Consider the following 18,267-nt stretch of genomic DNA (forward strand, 5'->3'; position numbering starts at 1 on the left):
ATCAATAGAAGGATTATGTGCAATAACTAGAAATCAAGTTCCGAGCTTTGACAACCGCTACGGGAAAACACTACGCTTTCCGCGGGCACGGCTTCAGCCTCCGAAGCGGAAAACCGCCGCTTCGAAGTCTTCAGACACGTGCTGGGGCTGCGCTAACTCGCCCCACCGAAAACCATTGTTCCCGCAGGACAAGGAAGGCTACGTCAGCGATACATCGCACGAAGAAAAAGTGCCTTTCTTTTTCGAGAAGTCACCACCCTCCACTCACCCGGACTAGTAAAGTAGTAGGATGCGACTTTATAGAACACGTACTACTATAGTTAATGGTAGTAAATGCAATACCAGTGTATTTCCGGAACGGTGGGACAGCACTTTCTTAGTTACGTCGCATTTCTATCACCTACGAATTAATAAAGCAACAAAGATTACGAAAAGAGTCTTTGAAATAGATTCATTTACTGAAAATGAATACTGTATATGAAGTATAGCGAACTTGATCAGCAAAGTCTGTCAGTTCTTGTAAGCATAATAGGGCTAATTTTAACAAGTTATTGGAGAGTTTGTCGGTTGTATAAAACTTATTTAAAATAGTATTTTTTTGGGGGGGCGTGAAGAAATTAACGAGGGCAGTAACATCCTGAATAATATCTAATAAAAAAAGCAAACGAGTAGATGAGGATCTACATCGTTTGCTCTTTTTGCCTGCTCTGTTTACCTATTTCGATTACGGTTCCGTAAAAACGTTGGGATATCCAATGTATCTTCTTCTGGCTTAGGTCGTTGCTGGTTAACCGACTCTCTTTGCGGCTCTCTTTGTGGGATATCCTCGTTTACTCGAGTTGCAGCATGTTGTTTATGATTAATAACTGGTCGGCTTTTTGGTTGTTGTTCCACTTTTTGGTTTTCGTCAAATCCTGTAGCAATAACAGTAACGATAATTTCATCTTTCAAGTTCTCATTTATAACTGAACCGAAAATAACATTCACTTCATTATCAGCGGCCGATGTTACCAAATCTGCTGCTTCTTGAACTTCATACAAGCTTAAATTGGCTCCACCGGTTATGTTCATTAAAATTCCGTGTGCTCCATCAATTGACGTTTCCAATAATGGTGATGAGATTGCCTTTTTAGCGGCTTCTGTCGCACGGTTTTCACCAGTTGCAATACCAATTCCCATTAATGCAGACCCTTTATCAAACATAATAGTTTTAACATCGGCAAAGTCAACATTGATTAAACCAGGCTTAGCGATTAAATCGGAAATACCTTGTACACCTTGACGAAGTACATTGTCAGCTTCTCGGAATGCTTCTAGCATAGGTGTGTTTTTATCAACTATTTCTAGTAATCGATCATTCGGAATAACGATCAAAGTGTCAACACTATTTTTCAATGTATCAATACCAGAAATAGCCTGGGTGGATCGCCTTCTGCCTTCAAATGTGAATGGACGTGTTACAACACCAACTGTTAATGCACCTAAATCTTTGGCAATTTGTGCAATAATTGGGGCAGCACCCGTTCCAGTTCCGCCACCCATTCCAGCAGTAACAAATATCATGTCGGCACCCTGTAATACTTCTTCAATCTGCTCTTTACTTTCTTCCGCAGCCTTTTTTCCAACTTCGGGATTTGCACCTGCACCTAAACCACGAGTCAGTTTCCCACCAATTTGAAGTTTCACTTCTGCTTTTGATAGATTTAACGCCTGTGAATCAGTATTAACAGCGATAAACTCTACGCCTTCAACACCGTGTTCAATCATTCGGTTAACAGCATTGTTTCCACCGCCGCCAACTCCAATAACTTTTATTGTGGCCAGTTGATCCATGTTCGTATCAAACTCTAACATATATTGTTCCTCCTAGATATGCAAAATTACGAGAATTTTAGAATAATAGGAACGCTTAATCAAAAAAGTATTTAAACAAATTAGCGATTCCAGATTCTTTCTTCTTTTTCCCTGTAGTTTCTTCAGCTTTTGGTTGTTTTTTTGTTCGTTTCGGATTTTCTTCATAAGCATTAACAAGTACAGATGGAAATAATTCTTTTCCTTGTATTTTCGCATTACGATAAGCAAATTGCAAGATTCCTACTCCAGCAGTAAACTGTGGTTCCCGAACGCCTATGTAATCTGGTAAAGACATTCTAACATTTGATTGGTACAAATCCTGTGCAAGTTCTAATACACCAGGCATTTTCATTGTACCACCTGTAAGCACGTATCCACCTGGTAATTCATGGTATCCCATTCGTCTAATTTCTCGTTCGGCATACGCATAAATTTCTTCCAGTCTTGCTTCAATCATATCGGCAATTTGTAATTGATTATATGTTTGTGATGTATTACTACCTATAGTGGATACGTTAAATGTTTCATCTTCTTGTGCATCATCATAGAAAGCATGGCCATAATTTAGTTTAATATCTTCCGCTTCCTCTGTTGATGTCCGAAGTCCAATTGATAAGTCTTTCGTAATGTTATCTCCGCCAAGGGGAACGACACTTGTGGATACTAAATGATCACTTTCGAAGACGGATACGGTTGTACAACCTCCACCAATATCAATTAATGCAACACCAAGATTTTTCTCATCTTTGGATAAAGCAATGGAACCAGCTGCAAGTGGTTGCAAACAAATATCGGCTACTTGTAACCCTGCACGTTCCACACATTTTAAAATATTGTGCAGAACCGTTTTGGAACAAGTAATTATCGTGCCTTCCATTTCCAATCGAACCCCGATCATCCCTCGCGGATCCGTTATTTCATCTAATCCATCAACAATAAATTGCTTTGGTATCACATCAATAATTTCTCTTTCTGGTGGAATGGAAACAACTTGGGCACCATCAATCACTCGTGTTATATCCTCATCACCGATTTCCCTATTTTCACTTTGAACCGCTACTACACCATGACAAGCCTGCAACTGAACATGATTTCCATTAATACCAACAACCACACGATCAATTTGCATTCCTACCATGCGTTCTGCCTGTTCAACCGCGTTTCGGATCGAGTGTACAGTTTGGTCAATATCAACGATGGCACCTTTTTTCATGCCATTTGATTTTGCAGAACCTACACCAATAATGTTCAAGGAATCATTTAAAACTTCACCAATAATAACCTTTATTTTTGATGTACCTACGTCTAGGCTTACTAGTATTTCACTGTTGTTCATGTAAGGCACCTCCAATTCAGAAGCATCTGATTAAATGTATCAGATAGATTCACATTTCTTCTATTCTCTTATTATAAATTAAATTCTTAAAGGAATACACATAAAAATAAAAGATATATAGAGTATTTCTACAAAAAACCTTCATATTCCTTTTATTTTCCATTACTTTTTTCCTTTTTCTTAAAATAATAATACTTTTCAATTACTTGACGCCGAATAATCGCTAAATTTTGGAAAAGTCTCACACCAAATGCAAATACGGCTGCTAGATATAAATCAATTCCTAATTGTAAACCAATGAAAGTTAAACATGCTGCTAATATGCTATTAAACAAAAAACCACTAATGAAAATTTTGTCATCAAAACTTTTTTCGAGATAAGCACGGATACCGCCAAATAGCGTATCAAATACCGCAAGTATTGCGATTAACAAATAACTTGTATATGCTTCTGGAATGTGAACATCTGTTAGTAATCCTAACATAACCCCAACTAGTAAAAAAAGAATAGGTAACCACATTATTATTCTCCATCCGTTTCTTTAGCATCTTGTACATCAACTGAATTCAAGCGGATTTCCTGGTCATATGCAGGAAGCGTAAGCTCTTCTTTCGTTACGCTAGTTAAATTGATATTTTCAGCGGCGAATGCATCGCGAATATTACTATATTCAATGTAGCTTTGTAATTTTTCAGGATTATCAACTAAGACGGCAACTTTAAACGGAAGAGCAGGGATTGGATGGTTATTGACATAGACACTGCCATTAACTTCCCGTATCGCTGTAAGACTGATAATACGTTCGTTTTCTATCGCTGTATCCATAGCACCGTACTTGTTTAACTCGTTCATGAATCTGCTTAAAAGTTCCGGTGACATTGTTGGATAAGCTTGTCTATTGGGATCATCTTGAAACAGTGGAGCTAATGTAAATACAATACCTTTACCTTCAGCTTCCACAAACCCTGTTTCCTGTTCTAGTTTTTGGACAGATTTTTTCAACGTTTCAATTGTCTCATTTACAGACTCTTTCTCATAATTATTAATAGTCGTTTCTGATTCTTGAATATCAGCATATAATTGTTGCTGTAATTTTTGCTGCTTTTGAATATCAGCTTTTAATTCCCATGCATCCCTTGTGTCTCTTGTATCTTTGTCTTCTGGTTCTTGTAAAAACTGAAACGATATGGCAACAATAAAACCAGCAAGTGCAAACACAATCAATACGGTTAATTTATAGTTCGGTTTCATACGAATCACTGTTCCCCTGTATGCTCGCCATTTATTACCAGATTATTTTCCTTGCTTACATCGACTTCAATATTCTCATTTACTAATTGATCGCGAACTCCATTTGTTAATGTAATACTTGGATAGAGAACGTCAGGATCACCGATTGCACGCACAACAAATGGCGCAGGATATTCTACACCGTCAACCGTTATCACAGGTCCGACACATGCTATATATGTATCTTTTAATACGCGTTGTCCATTAATAGCTACTGCTTTTGCACCTGCACTAAACAGTTCGTTAACAATTTTATGTATGTGACTTTCGTGTACCATATAATCATTCGCATTTTGTTCATTTGGGATATAGTTGGCATCATGCAACGTAACCGTGATACCATCTCCACTAATAGTTAGATCTCCATTTAAAATTTGCAATCGCTTCTTTTGTTCAACATATTTGCCAATCAGCTCCTCTTGATTGGCAAATTTAGTTTCCAATTCCTGAATTCTTTGTAAGTTTCCTTCCAATTCGTCCCGTAGCTGTTTATTTTTATCAACTAAGTCAATTGCTTGTTGGCGAAATTGATAATTTTCATCCCATGTTTTCTCTGACAATTGGACAACCTTGGGATTTTCCGCTGCTTGTTGAAAGCTATACGTCACGAAAAAGCCAAAAATCAACAGAATAACCGAAATGACAGTATGTTTACCCCTCAGTTTCATCGTCTGCAACCTCTTCTTGGGATTCCTTATCAAATGATTCGAAATAAGCACCAACCCCGATATGAACAATCCCTTTATTATCCGGATTAAGTTGAGACACAATAGATGGATAAACGTTCATTTTTTCCGAAAAACCTCTAATCGTTCCGTCAACAAGATAGCCATCATTCATATAAAGTAAAATTTTATATTTATTTTCATCTGTTGGTTTCCAATGAATTTCCGAGATAATGTTTAAAATGCTTGTTGGTAGCTTTTGTAATTCTTTTGTCATCTTGTGTAAATAAGACTTGTCCGAAAAGTTCATTAATAGTGGCGCATCCCCATTGGCCGTCTTTTGCTTTAACTCTGTTAATATTTGTCCATTTCCTAATACCGGGTAATAGACACCATTATTACTCACATAGCCTACCCGTTCGTATTCGTTCAATTGAATGTCAACCGTCCACGGGAGTTGTTTCTCAATTTTGACAGATTTAATGGAAGGATTTTTTTTCAGCACATCTATTATTTTCGATTCATTAATTGTCCATATATTTGTTTTGGTTGTTAGTTTACTTTGATTAATAACCTCTTTGTCCGACACAAATTGATTACCAGTGACCGTGATTGTTTTCACATGGCTTAATGGCGATTGCAAATAAACAATGATCGCTATCAATAGGAAAAAAATAGATAGATAAAATATTAATCTTCTGTTTGCCTTCTTTTTCCGAGCTTGTTTCAATTTAGGGATTCGGTCTTCAATCGAAACAATTTTCTTTTTGCCCATTCTATTTCTTCCTTTATCCATAAATTAACAAATAAAAACGGCACAATAAAAATGCCGTTTCACTTGTTACAAAAATTATATCATAGATTATGTGTGGATATGTAGTACACATTACCTATTGTTTTATAAAATTATTAGATCTATTTTATCACATGGACATTAAATCCTTTTTTTCTCTATTATAACGTTGAATACCTACTAACATTTAATAATACACCAACCGAACAGAGTGTTAATGTCAGCGAGGATCCACCATAACTTAAGAAAGGTAACGTTATCCCAGTAACCGGAATTAGCCCGATCACAACACTGATATTGATCATCACTTGAATTGTTAACATCGATACTATTCCAAGTGCCAAGAAGCGTCCAAATGGATCTGGTGCAGCTAGTGAGATTTTTATTCCTCGCCAAAACAACAGCCCAAAAAGTCCAATCACGACTGTTCCACCGATAAAACCAAGTTCCTCACCAAGAATCGCGAAAATAAAATCCGTTTGCGGTTCAGGCAGATAAAAGTATTTTTGTATACTCTCCCCTAATCCAAGCCCCATTAATCCACCTGGCCCAATCGCATAAAGTGATTGAATAATTTGGAACCCAGTGTTTTGTGGGTCTTCCCACGGGTTTAAAAAAGCAGTTATACGGTTAATCCGGTATGGTGCAGAAATGATCAGCAGTAAAAAGCCTACAAGTCCAAGAGATCCAAGCCCAATGAAGTGTGACAATTTAGCACCAGCAGTAAAGATTAAGACCATACACGTTAAAACAAGTACGACACCTGTTCCTAAGTCCGGCTGCAGCATGATTAATCCGAACACAGTAAACACAAGCAATAGTGTCGGTAAAAAACCCTTTTTAAACGAAGTAATGTATTTTTGATTTGTTGCCAAATAGACAGACAAATAAATAATCAGCCCAAGCTTCATAAACTCTGATGGTTGTATACTAAATGCCCCAATTCCTATCCAACTTTGCGCCCCACCTCTTGTCATTCCAATTCCTGGAACTAATACAAGTAGTAACAATACAAAACAGCTAAACAATATAACTTTCGCATATTTATGCCACGTACCATAAGGAATCGCCATGATCAAGAACATCCCAACGAGACCAACACCAGTAAACAATAATTGTCGCTTCAAATAAAAAATACTGTCTCCATACTTATATTCGGCCCACACATAGGATGAACTATAAACCATCACAATGCCAACAAGTAATAATGCTAGAATGACACCAAGTAGTGTATAATCTGGTGCATTTTGCTGCTTAAATAAATTTCGAAACAATAGAAACACCCCATATCCATGATTGGAATCGGGGCATTATTTCATATCATTATTCAAGTCGAAGGACCGCATTAGAATAATAGCAATCCGATCTTCGTCTTCTTGTCTCTGCCAAATTTGAAACAAGCCCCTACATTAATGTATGCACAGCTTGTATAAACATGTCTCCTCTTTCTTCAAAAGTACGATATTGATCCCAACTAGCACACGCCGGAGACAATAGTATAACATCATTAGGATTTGAGATTTCGTACGCTTTTTTAACAGCCGATTCCAAATCGTCCACCTGCTCTGAAAGAATATCCGCTTCATCAGCAAGTTCCTTCAATTTTTCTTTCGTTTGTCCGAATAATACCATCGTCTTAACGTTATTAAGATACGGTAATAAATCAGCGAAGCCATTGCCACGATCCAATCCACCTGCAAGCAATATAGTTGGCTGCTGGAACGATGATAATGCTTTTTGTGTCGCTAAAATATTCGTCGCTTTTGAATCATTATAAAAAAGTCTATCGTTAATCGTATCAACATATTGTAATCGATGCTTTACGCCAGAAAAGGTTGTCAAAACTGCTTGAATCCCCTCATTTGTTGCACCACTTAATTTAGCTGCACTAACTGCGGCTAAAATATTTTCTAAGTTATGCTCACCGACGAGTACAATTTCTGCTAAATCAATTATTTTTTCTCTTTTAAAATAAATGCTTCTATCATCAGCCCATGCACCATTTTCCATCCGTCTTTTGGCAGAAAAAGGAACTTTCGTTGCTTTTGCATGTTGTACAGCATCGACAACAACTGATTCTTCCGCATTATAAACGAGATAATCATCACTATCTTGATTTTTAAAAATATTACTTTTTGCTTCTTTGTAGTTGGCAAATGTACCGTGATAGTCCAAATGTGCCTCAAAAATATTTAACAAAACGGCAACTTTAGGCTGGAACGTTTGGATACCCATTAATTGAAACGAAGAGAGCTCTACAACTAATCTTTCATGTGGTTTTAATGTACTGGCAACATCAGTAGCAACAGTCCCAATATTTCCAGCAATCTGAACCCCTTGTTTGCTTGCCTCAAGCATTTGAGTTGTCAGCATGGTTGTTGTTGTTTTGCCATTCGAACCCGTAATTCCGATAATTGGCCCTTCAACGATGTTTCCAGCTAGTTCGATTTCCGTTATTACTGGAATATTGCGCTTTTGTGCTTCCTTAACAATTGGGTTATCATATGGAATCCCTGGGTTCTTAACGACAATCTCGATACCTTCCAAGGCAGAAAGCGGGTGTGATCCTACAATAACTTCAGCACCTGTCTTGATTAATTTTTTAACAATTTCATCATCCTCAGATGCCTTCACATCATTAACTCGTACATGCTTATCATTGTGAAGTAATAATTTAGCTGCTGCTGTTCCGCTTTTAGCTAAACCTAAAACAAGCACATGTGCATAAGGAAAATCTGTTAGTTTTTTCAAGACAAGCCCACCTCGATATATATGCCAAGCGCACTAAAAATAAGTCCAATCAGCCAAAAAGTTGTTACAACTCGCCACTCAGACCACCCGAGCAGTTCGTAATGATGGTGTAATGGACTCATTTTAAACACCCGTTTACCTGTTGTTTTAAATGAAATAACCTGAATAATAACGGATAATGTTTCAATTACAAAAACGCCACCAATAATAACTAAAATGATTTCCAATTTTGTCAGGATAGCAATAGCTGCAATTGCCCCTCCTAGTGCCAATGAACCTGTATCGCCCATAAATACTTTTGCTGGGTGTGCATTAAATAAAAGGAATCCAAGTAACGCACCAACAACCGCCAAAGCAAATATGAGTACTTCACTTTGTGGAAAGCCATACCATGCTAATATTCCAAAGGCCCCAAAAGCAATTACCGCTGTACCTGCCAATAAGCCATCCAACCCATCTGTTAAGTTAACAGCATTCGATGCACCTACTAGCATAAAAACTATTAGTAATGCATAGCCCCATCCTAATTCCCATTGAATGTTTGTGCCTGGGATTTGGATATATGTTGGGAAATCATTCGCTTTTAAAATAAAATAAAAGACAAGTGCAATTATAATTTGACCAAGCATTTTTTGTTTTGATGTCAGTCCTAAATTACGTTTCATTACAACTTTTATAAAATCATCTAAAAAACCTAAAAAGCCATATCCCACGATAACAAAAATTAATAACCAAAGCTGATATCCAATCGGGGTGGAACTAATTTTACTAACCATAATCAGTGATGTAACAACAACACTAATGACAATCATTACACCGCCCATTGTAGGGGTGCCTGTTTTCTTTAAATGGGATTTTGGTCCTTCCTCACGAATGCTTTGTCCAAACTTTAATCGTCGTAAAAATGGAATAACTATTGGTGATAAAAGGACGGTTATTAGAAATGCGATTCCAATTGTTATGATTAATGCCCATATATTCACTGTTTCTCCTCCTTGTACAAAACCGTCCATATAACTTATGGATGTATTATTGCGTTAACAAACGATTCAAACTGCATGCCACGTGAAGCCTTAAACAATAAAAGTGATTCCGGTTTTAAGTAACCTTCTATGGCATCTGTCAATTCTTTGCGCGTTGTAAAATGATTACAATCAATAGAAGTGTTTTCTCGATTAACTGTTTGGGAAATTAATGCGGCCTTTTCGCCAAAAGTAAATACAGCTGTTATAGAATCATCGATGACAGCTGCGACGGATTGGTGTAAATCATCAGCCTGTTGCCCGAGTTCAAACATATCTCCAAGAATCAGGACCTTTTCGTTAAAGCCAGCCATTTGCTTGACGACCTCAATCGCCGCCTTCATTGATGTCGGTGAAGCATTGTAGGCATCATTAATAACTGATACACCGTTCGTACCAGTTAACATTTCAAAACGCATGGATGTTAATTCCAATGTACGTAATGCCTGTATAATTACTTCCCTAGATATTCCCAACTGAGATGCAAGTGTAATGGCATACGTTGCATTTTTAGCATGATGTTTCCCTAATAACGGAATCTTATATTCATATCCATCAGACAAAACAAAAACAGTTTCGTCCTGATTTATCGTAGATTGTTCAATAACGACATCATTATTACGGTGAAAACCACATGTTATAACATTAAGCTTTTTATCTAGTGGTTGCAATAAATCTTCATCACCATCAATAATGAGGTAACCATCTTGCTTCAGGCCTTGTGTGATTTCTAGTTTTGCTTTTGCGATACCTTCGCGTGATCCAAGGTATTCGATATGGGACTCGCCAATATTCGTAATGATTGCATAATCTGGCTTTGCAAGCTTAGAAAGCTCTTCTATTTCGCCAAAATGATTCATTCCCATTTCCAGTACAAGTACTTCTGTTTCATTCGGCATCGACAAAACCGTTAATGGCAATCCGATGTGATTATTAAAATTTCCTTCTGTATAATGAGTCCGATATGTTGAAGCCATTACAGCCGCTGTGACATCTTTTGTTGTAGTCTTCCCATTCGATCCAGTTATTCCAATTACAATGGGATTGACTTCTTCTCTATATGCTGCCGCTAACGTCTGTAATGCCTTTTGTGTATCATCAACGAAAAACACCGGAAAATCAGTTGGCAAAAAGGTTGGCAAGTCTTTTTGCTTGTTCCACATCACCGCTACAGCACCATTATCAAATGCCTGCTTGACATAATCGTGCCCATCGAAATTCTCACCGACGAGTGGAATAAATAATGCCTTTTTTGTTTCTTTTCTACTATCAGTTGTAACAGCATCAATTGAAATAGCATCTAACGCTGCCCCTTTAAAATCAGTAAAAAAGCTGGTAAGCCAATTTGTCGTAAATAACATTTATTTATTCTCCTTAGCTTGAATTGCTTCTCGAGCTACTTGCCGATCATCAAAGTCATATTTCACATCCCCAATTTGCTGGTATGTTTCATGTCCCTTGCCGGCAATTAACACAATGTCATCAGCTTTTGCAAGTTCAATTGTTTTAAAGATTGCTTCTTTACGGTTCGTAATCACATCAAAATGATCTTGTTCTAACCCCTCTGTCATATCATCCAAAATGGACTGTGCATCCTCTGTTCGTGGATTGTCAGATGTAAATATTGCTCGATCGGCATATTTTAATGCAATTTCTGCCATCAACGGACGTTTTGTTTTATCACGATCCCCGCCACAGCCGACAACTACATATACTTTTTGCTTTGCAAAGCCGTTAATTGTTTGTAACACATTCTCCAGCGAATCCGGTGTATGAGCATAATCCACTAATGTAGCAAATGATTGACCTGCTAGGACCGGTTCAAAACGCCCACTAACACCGGTTATATTTTCCAATGCCGTTTTAATAGTAGTTAGTGGAATATTCGCAGCAATTGCCGCGGCACTTGCCGCCAACATATTGTATACGTTAAACATACCAATAAGTTTGCTTTTAATTGCTATTTCACCAATCGGCGTTTTTAAAATAAAGTTTGTTGCAGTTACATCTAATTGTATATCAGTCGCCATAATCTGTGCTTCATTTTTACAACCATAAGTTAATACATGTTGTGCCGTACTGCGTTTTAGAATTTTGCTTACCGGATCATCCTGATTGATAACAGCAAATTTTTTCTGTTTATCGTTATAAGTATTCCCTAACTGTGCAAACAAAAGACTTTTGGCACGTAAATAATCATCCATATCTTTATGATAATCGAGGTGATCTTGTGACAAATTCGTAAATATCGCTATATCAAATTCACAACCAAATACCCGCCCTTGATCAAGCGCATGGGATGATACCTCCATGATGCCTGTTTCGACGTTATCCTTTACCATCTGATCAAATACTTTTTGTAAAAACAATGCATCTGGTGTCGTATTTTTCACTGGATAGCTATCATCACCAATTTTCATCTGGATTGTTCCAATTACACCGGTTTTCTTTTTAAATTGTTTAAATATGGTCTCCAACAGATAGGTAACCGTCGTTTTTCCATTTGTTCCCGTAACACCGATAAGCGGGAATTTTCTCGTCGGGTAATTGTAAAATTTAGTTGCGAGCATTGCGGCAGCACGTGATGTATCTCCAACAATAATAACAGGCACATCCACTTCTAGTCTTTTTTCTGCTAGAATAGCAACTGCTCCGTTGTTGACAGCTTGTTGAACATAATCATGTCCATCAACTGTATATCCCTTAATACAGACAAATAGATCACCACTTTTTACTTTACGGGAATCCATTTCGATGGTGTTGATTTCCATGCCCTCCATTAGGTTCGTAACGTCATAGAATGGCAATACGGAAAGAATATCAGTTATTTTCATGTTAAACATCCTAACTAAATTAAATATCCTACATATGTATTCTCATATGGATACGTTTTTAAGAGGGTGGATCCACCCTCTTTTATAATTGATTATAGCAAAATTTAATCCGATTCACGATCTTTTTTATCGGAAAAATAAATTCTGATTTTTGAGCCTTGTTCCACTTTCGTTCCAGGCTGTGGTGCTTGATCAATAATATAATCGCCTGAACCATTTGTTTCAATCGATAGGTTTGTCATGTATTCGGTTAGTTCACCCTTTTTCAAACCGACTAAATCCGGTACTTCCACTTTCGGTTGATCTGGCCATTGATAATCTTTTTCAAGTCCACCTTCTCTTGGCTCAACACCTAATGTTCGTAAACTATCACCAATAATCGTTCCAACAATTGGTGCAGCTACCACTCCACCAAATTGAACCGTGTCTTTCGGATTATCAATTGCAACATAGACAACAATTTCCGGATCATCTGCAGGAGCAAACCCGATAAATGAAACAATATAGTTATTTTGCATATACCTACCATCTGGACCAACCTTCTGAGCTGTTCCCGTTTTTCCACCTACGCGATATCCATCAACATATGCTGGTCTACCAGAACCATTCGCTACAACATTCTCTAATGCACGACGTACCTCTTTAGAAGTCTTGCCAGAAATAACTCTATCCTTCGTAACAGTCTCAACGGCATCAACAACCTCTTCTGTTCGTGGGTCAATCCATTCTTTAGCAATATGGGGTTTGTATAAATACCCACCATTCACCGTAGCTGCTACTGCCATGACTTGCTGAATTGGGGTAACAGATACACCTTGTCCAAATGACGTCGTTGCTAGCTCCACTGGACCGACATTTTCTGGCTTAAATAGAATCCCATTACCTTCACCCTGTAAATCAATTCCTGTTTTCTTACCAAAGCCGAAATCTCTGATATAGGAAAATAATTTTTCTTTACCTAGTTCTAATCCTAAGTTAACAAAACCTGGATTGCAGGAGTTCTGCACGACCTCTAAATAAGTTTGGTGGCCATGTCCCCCACTTTTCCAACAATGCAAATTTGCTCCGCCAACTGAAATAGAACCATCGTCATCAAATGTATCCTTTTTTAGATCCACCTGTTCTTCTTCTAAAGCTGCGGCAAGGGTAATAATTTTGAATGTTGATCCAGGTTCATATGTTTTCCAGATCGGCAAATTACGGTCAAATATTTCCGAATCAACTTCCTGATAATTTTCTGGGTCGAAGTTTGGTCTTGATGTCATACCAAGTATTCCACCTGTCTTTGGGTTCACTGCGATTGCCAAAGCGCCATCAGGATTAAATTTTGTTACAGCTAAATCAAGTTCCCGTTCCATAATGGTTTGCACTTTGGAGTTAATAGTCGTTTTTAAATCCAGACCGTCGACAGGTGGCTTGTAAATGTCGGCTAGATCTTCTAGTTTCTTTCCTTTAGCATCCGAGTAAAATGATAAACTTCCTTTTTCTCCATTAAGTTTGTCATTGTAATAGAGTTCTAAGCCCATTAATCCTTGATTATCAATACCAGCAAAGCCTAAAACATGCGCTAAATCGTCCCCATTTGGGTAACTTCGCTTTGAATCTTTCGCCAAATAAACACCATCAAGATTAAGTGTTCGGATTGTTTCTTCCTGTTTTTCGGAAATTTTCCTCCCTTCTGGATGAATACTTACCTGTGAACTGTTTTCGGTAACGTATTCGTATGCTTTTTTTACTGATAAATCTAAAATCTCCGCTAGTTGTTCAGCTGTTTTTTGTGGATTTTTTATTTGTCTCGGCACTAGTACAACGGAAGGAGCAGATACATTTTCAGCCAATATATCACCATTAATGTCTAAAATTCTACCTCGTTCTGGCTGAAATTCAATATCCCTTGTCCAAGAGTTATTCGCTTTGGCCATTAACTTGTCACCAATTATAAATTGGACATAACCTAAACGAATAATAATGACTGCGAGCACGAATAATCCACAGAGAAAAACAGTGACTATTCGTTTTCTTACGGTAACAGCAGATACACGTTTCATCTTCCATCCCCTTTTCATAGGTAGGCTTGTATCCACTATATGAACGAAGAAATATGAATAGAACACTGTTTCTTAAGGTTCGTTATTGCTATTTTAATCTTGTGCTTGTGAATCTTCTGTTTCCTTTTCATCTGTCTTCTCTTCATTTGGGAGCGCGAGTTCAACACCTAAATAATCATTTTTTTTCACGGTTGTTCCTTCCTTGATATTTTGACTAATAACGTAGCCATTTCCCAAGGTTTCGACTCTCACCTGCAATAAATCTGCTAGTTGCAATACATCTCGCATCGACCAGCCTGTAATATTTGGCATTGTTGGTTTATCCGTTAGTAAAATGATCCGGTCATTCTGCAGTAATTTATCCCCTTTTACCGCATTTGCTTCTACTATTTTATCTCCTGATCCCACAATCGTTACACGTAACCCAAGATCGGTAAGCGTTTTTTTAAGTGTTTTTGTATTTTCACCTTTTACTTTTGGCACATTAATCGATTTAACTGCTTTATCCCCCTCTTTATCCGGTTCGATATTTAAATAACGCAAACTATTTTTCATCACATTATTAAAAACAATCGAAACCGGCACAGAACCAGATTCATAGTTTTCCTCGTCTAAATTCGGTTGTTTCACCGACACATACATCATCAGTTCTGGATTGTCTTTTGGTGCCATACCTAAAAATGAAAATGTATAGTTTTCCTGTCCTATTAAATAGCCACCATTTTCATAATCGGGAATTTGTGCCGTTCCTGTTTTACCAGCCACTGAGTAACCTTCCAAATTATAAATTTTACCTGTCCCGTTTTCTCCAGTTACAACTGTTCCCATTAAATCTCTTACTTGTTTTGCTGTTTCTTTAGAAATTGGGTGACCAACTACTTCTGGTGATTTTTCTTTGATAACTTTTCCTGTTGCTGAATCGGTAATTTTCGAAATAACGTATGGTTTAACCATTTTCCCATCATTTGCAATTGCCGAAGCTGCTTTCATTTGCTGAATCGGCGTCATGGTGGTGCCTTGTCCAAATGCAGTCGTTACTTTTTCAATTGGCCAATTATACAATATCTGTCCAGGTACTTCTCCAGGTAAATCAATTCCTGTTTCTTGATCAAAATCAAACGCTTTTAAATAATCCAAGTATTTTTCCGGACCAATTTTCTCCCATGCCAGTTTAGCCGCAGCGACATTAGATGAACGTTGAAATCCTTCATCATATGTAATAGAGCCCCATGATTGTTTCCAATCGCGAATTGGTTTATTTCTGTCGCTGATTTTGTAGCTACCCGACTCAAACCATTCATTCCCCTTATAAACACCTTCTTCAATTGCTGCTGCCCATGTAAACATTTTCATCGTTGATCCCGGCTCAAATGGTGTTGATATCGCATCATTATACCAATTCTCAACATCTTTTGGGTTATTAGGGTTATAACTTGGCCGATTACTCATCGCCACTATTTCGCCTGTTTTCGGATTCATCACAATAGCGGTCATTCGTTCCGGTTCGTATTTTTTATCCACTTGAGACATAACATCTTCTAATAATGTCTGAACCTTTTGATCGATCGTTAAAGAAACATTGTCACCATTCTTCGGTTTTTTAATTACTTCATTTGGATCTAAAAGTTTTGTATTATATTTGTCTCGTTGGTAAGAAATGTGTCCGTCTTCACCACTCAAAATTTTGTTCATTTCACTCTCAATTCCTGTGACACCTGTTATTTCACCTTCTTGCTTTCGTGCGAAGCCGAGAATTTGTGAGGCAAACATGCCATTAGGATAATATCGAATAGATTCCTTTATAAATTTAATTCCAGGTAAATCCAATTCATCAATTTTATCTTTTGTATTTTGAGAAAGTTCTTTACCAGGAGTCCCAAATTCAACTTGGTCCTTCCCTTCCTTAATACCATTTTGTATTATGTCAAGAATAAAACTTTCATCTACATCTAATAAAGGAGCCAACACTTCCGCAGTTCTTTCCGGATCTTTCACATGGTGTGGCTCCTCAGAGTTTATCGAGTATTTTTTATTAACAATTGCATAAATACGAAATGTTGGGCGATCATAGGCAAGTGTCATGCCATTATTATCAAAAATTTTGCCTCTATCCGCATTTAAGGAATAGGATGCTGTCCGTTTCTGATCTGCCCACTCGTCAAGGGAAACACCATTAATTTCGCCTGTTGATTGAATATAAAGAAACCTTCCCATTAAAATTAAAAAGATCGAAACAAATAGAAGGATCAAGATTCCTGACATGAAGTGTGTCATCTTATTTTTTTTCATAACACAACCGCCTTAGTTGTTGTTTAGTACACTTGCTTGTTTAATTTCTGCATCTTGTATTTTCAACCCATGTTTTTTAGCTATTGATGTAATACGTTCTGGTCTTGATAATTCTTTCTTTTCATAAAGTAGACCCTCATTCTTCACTTTCTGTTTCTGTACCGTCTGTTCGATTGACTGTAAATTTCGATTCATGCTATCAGTTGAGGATGAAAAAGAAACCATATATATTCCCGCCGCAATTAAACAAATACATACGACCGAATACAACATTTTTTCACCCTTTGTAATCCAGCTTGTCTTACGTACGACTGAAACTTGTTTCTCTTTTGGGGCATGTGTTGAATATGTTTGTTCCCATTTGCGAGCACTATTCTCACTCATGATTTTTTCCACCCTTCCTCATATGTAAAATCTTCATTCCATGGATTAATTTTCTCGACAATACGTAATTTTGCTGATCGAGACCGACGATTTAACGTTAATTCCTGATCACTCGGATTTATTGGTTTCCTTGTTATTAAGTTAAATGGCGCTACATGATCTGCTGGGAGAACGGGCAAATTTTTTGGTACTTGTTTCGTGGTGCTCCATTTTTTGAAGGCTTGTTTACATAGCCGATCTTCAAGTGAATGAAAAGTGATCACCGAAATCCGTCCATGCACAGAGATAACTCTTGCAGCTTGGTGCAATGCATCATTAAAAGCAGCCAATTCATCATTCACTGCAATCCTTAATGCTTGAAAAATCCGTTTTGCTGGATGACCGCCTTTTCTTCGTGCAGGTGCAGGGATTGCCTCCTTGATAATTTCAACCAATTGATGTGTCGTGTGGATTTGCTTTGTGGACCTATGTGCTTCAATTTTTCTTGCTATTTGTTTTGAAAACTTTTCTTCACCGTATTTAAAGAAAATTTTCACTAAGTTTTCATACGACCATGTGTTGACAACCTCAAATGCAGTTAAGTCTTGGTCCTGATTCATACGCATATCTAGCTCGGCATCATGTTGATAACTAAACCCTCGCTCTCCACGATCTAATTGCGGAGATGAAACACCAAGGTCAAACAAAATACCATCAACATGCTCAACATTATATTCTTGAAGTTTTTGTTCGAGACTGCGGAAATTCGCTCGGATGAATGTGATTTTGTCCTGGTATGATGCCAGCCTTGTCTGTGCCGCAGCCAATGCATCTTCATCCTGATCAAAAGCAACAAGCAATCCATTTTCATTTAATCTGGAAGCAATTTGCTCCGAATGTCCTCCTCCACCAACTGTACAATCGACGTATGTACCATTTGGTTTAATTGCCAAACCATCAACCGCCTCATTTTTTAAAACACTATAATGTTCAAACATAATTACACCTGCTTTTTTGCTTC

At 37.5% G+C, this 18,267-nt stretch carries 15 protein-coding genes; all 15 read right to left on the reverse strand.

Annotated elements, in window-relative coordinates; translation table 11 throughout:
* Positions 1-711: 711 nt before the first annotated feature.
* The 15 genes from ftsZ to rsmH all read right to left on the reverse strand — a co-directional run bounded on the left by ftsZ (position 712) and on the right by rsmH (position 18,244).
* The gene (gene ftsZ / locus C8270_RS15505) at positions 712-1,854 is read right to left on the reverse strand and encodes a cell division protein FtsZ (RefSeq protein ID WP_106497701.1); all 1,143 of its coding nucleotides are present in this window, start codon (positions 1,852-1,854) and stop codon (positions 712-714) included.
* 55 nt (positions 1,855-1,909) lie between these two features.
* Complete coding sequence (gene ftsA, locus C8270_RS15510) at positions 1,910-3,190, reverse strand: cell division protein FtsA (protein ID WP_106497702.1); 1,281 nt, start codon at positions 3,188-3,190, stop codon at positions 1,910-1,912.
* Positions 3,191-3,342: 152 nt separating this feature from the next.
* Complete coding sequence (locus tag C8270_RS15515; RefSeq protein WP_106497703.1) at positions 3,343-3,711, reverse strand: small basic family protein; 369 nt, start codon at positions 3,709-3,711, stop codon at positions 3,343-3,345.
* 2 nt (positions 3,712-3,713) lie between these two features.
* Positions 3,714-4,442 carry a DUF881 domain-containing protein gene (locus C8270_RS15520; protein WP_106497704.1) on the reverse strand — a complete coding sequence of 243 codons (729 nt, stop codon included), beginning with the start codon at positions 4,440-4,442 and terminating at the stop codon, positions 3,714-3,716.
* A 5-nt stretch (positions 4,443-4,447) separates the two neighbouring features.
* Positions 4,448-5,149, reverse strand: coding sequence for a DUF881 domain-containing protein (locus C8270_RS15525; protein WP_106497705.1), 702 nt, complete (start codon positions 5,147-5,149; stop codon positions 4,448-4,450).
* A complete protein-coding gene (locus C8270_RS15530; protein ID WP_106497706.1) occupies positions 5,133-5,921 on the reverse strand; it encodes a cell division protein FtsQ/DivIB in 789 nt (262 codons plus the stop codon). The genes C8270_RS15525 and C8270_RS15530 overlap by 17 nt, the downstream gene beginning before the upstream one ends.
* Before the next feature lie 179 nt (positions 5,922-6,100).
* Entirely contained in the window at positions 6,101-7,213 is a 1,113-nt protein-coding gene (gene spoVE, locus C8270_RS15535; protein ID WP_106497707.1) for a stage V sporulation protein E, read from the reverse strand.
* 130 nt (positions 7,214-7,343) lie between these two features.
* Positions 7,344-8,690, reverse strand: a complete 1,347-nt coding sequence (murD, locus tag C8270_RS15540; RefSeq protein ID WP_106497708.1) for a UDP-N-acetylmuramoyl-L-alanine--D-glutamate ligase — start codon at positions 8,688-8,690, stop codon at positions 7,344-7,346.
* Positions 8,687-9,673: a phospho-N-acetylmuramoyl-pentapeptide-transferase gene (gene mraY, locus C8270_RS15545; protein ID WP_106497709.1), complete on the reverse strand. Its 987-nt coding sequence runs from the start codon at positions 9,671-9,673 to the stop codon at positions 8,687-8,689. Before mraY ends, murD begins: the two co-directional genes overlap by 4 nt.
* A 35-nt stretch (positions 9,674-9,708) precedes the next feature.
* The gene (locus C8270_RS15550) at positions 9,709-11,073 is read right to left on the reverse strand and encodes a UDP-N-acetylmuramoyl-tripeptide--D-alanyl-D-alanine ligase (protein WP_106497710.1); all 1,365 of its coding nucleotides are present in this window, start codon (positions 11,071-11,073) and stop codon (positions 9,709-9,711) included.
* Complete coding sequence (locus C8270_RS15555; RefSeq protein WP_106497711.1) at positions 11,074-12,546, reverse strand: UDP-N-acetylmuramoyl-L-alanyl-D-glutamate--2,6-diaminopimelate ligase; 1,473 nt, start codon at positions 12,544-12,546, stop codon at positions 11,074-11,076.
* 104 nt (positions 12,547-12,650) lie between these two features.
* The gene (locus tag C8270_RS15560) at positions 12,651-14,594 is read right to left on the reverse strand and encodes a stage V sporulation protein D (RefSeq protein ID WP_106497712.1); all 1,944 of its coding nucleotides are present in this window, start codon (positions 14,592-14,594) and stop codon (positions 12,651-12,653) included.
* A gap of 93 nt (positions 14,595-14,687) precedes the next feature.
* On the reverse strand, positions 14,688-16,883 hold the full coding sequence (locus C8270_RS15565; protein ID WP_106497713.1) for a penicillin-binding protein: 2,196 nt from the start codon (positions 16,881-16,883) through the stop codon (positions 14,688-14,690).
* Between the two features lie 12 nt (positions 16,884-16,895).
* Complete coding sequence (ftsL, locus tag C8270_RS15570) at positions 16,896-17,267, reverse strand: cell division protein FtsL (protein ID WP_106497714.1); 372 nt, start codon at positions 17,265-17,267, stop codon at positions 16,896-16,898.
* Entirely contained in the window at positions 17,264-18,244 is a 981-nt protein-coding gene (gene rsmH, locus C8270_RS15575) for a 16S rRNA (cytosine(1402)-N(4))-methyltransferase RsmH (RefSeq protein WP_106497715.1), read from the reverse strand. The genes ftsL and rsmH overlap by 4 nt, the downstream gene beginning before the upstream one ends.
* Positions 18,245-18,267 lie beyond the last annotated feature (23 nt).

Origin of the sequence: Lentibacillus sp. Marseille-P4043 (assembly GCF_900258515.1) — a bacterium.
Classification (GTDB): domain Bacteria; phylum Bacillota; class Bacilli; order Bacillales; family Amphibacillaceae; genus Lentibacillus_C.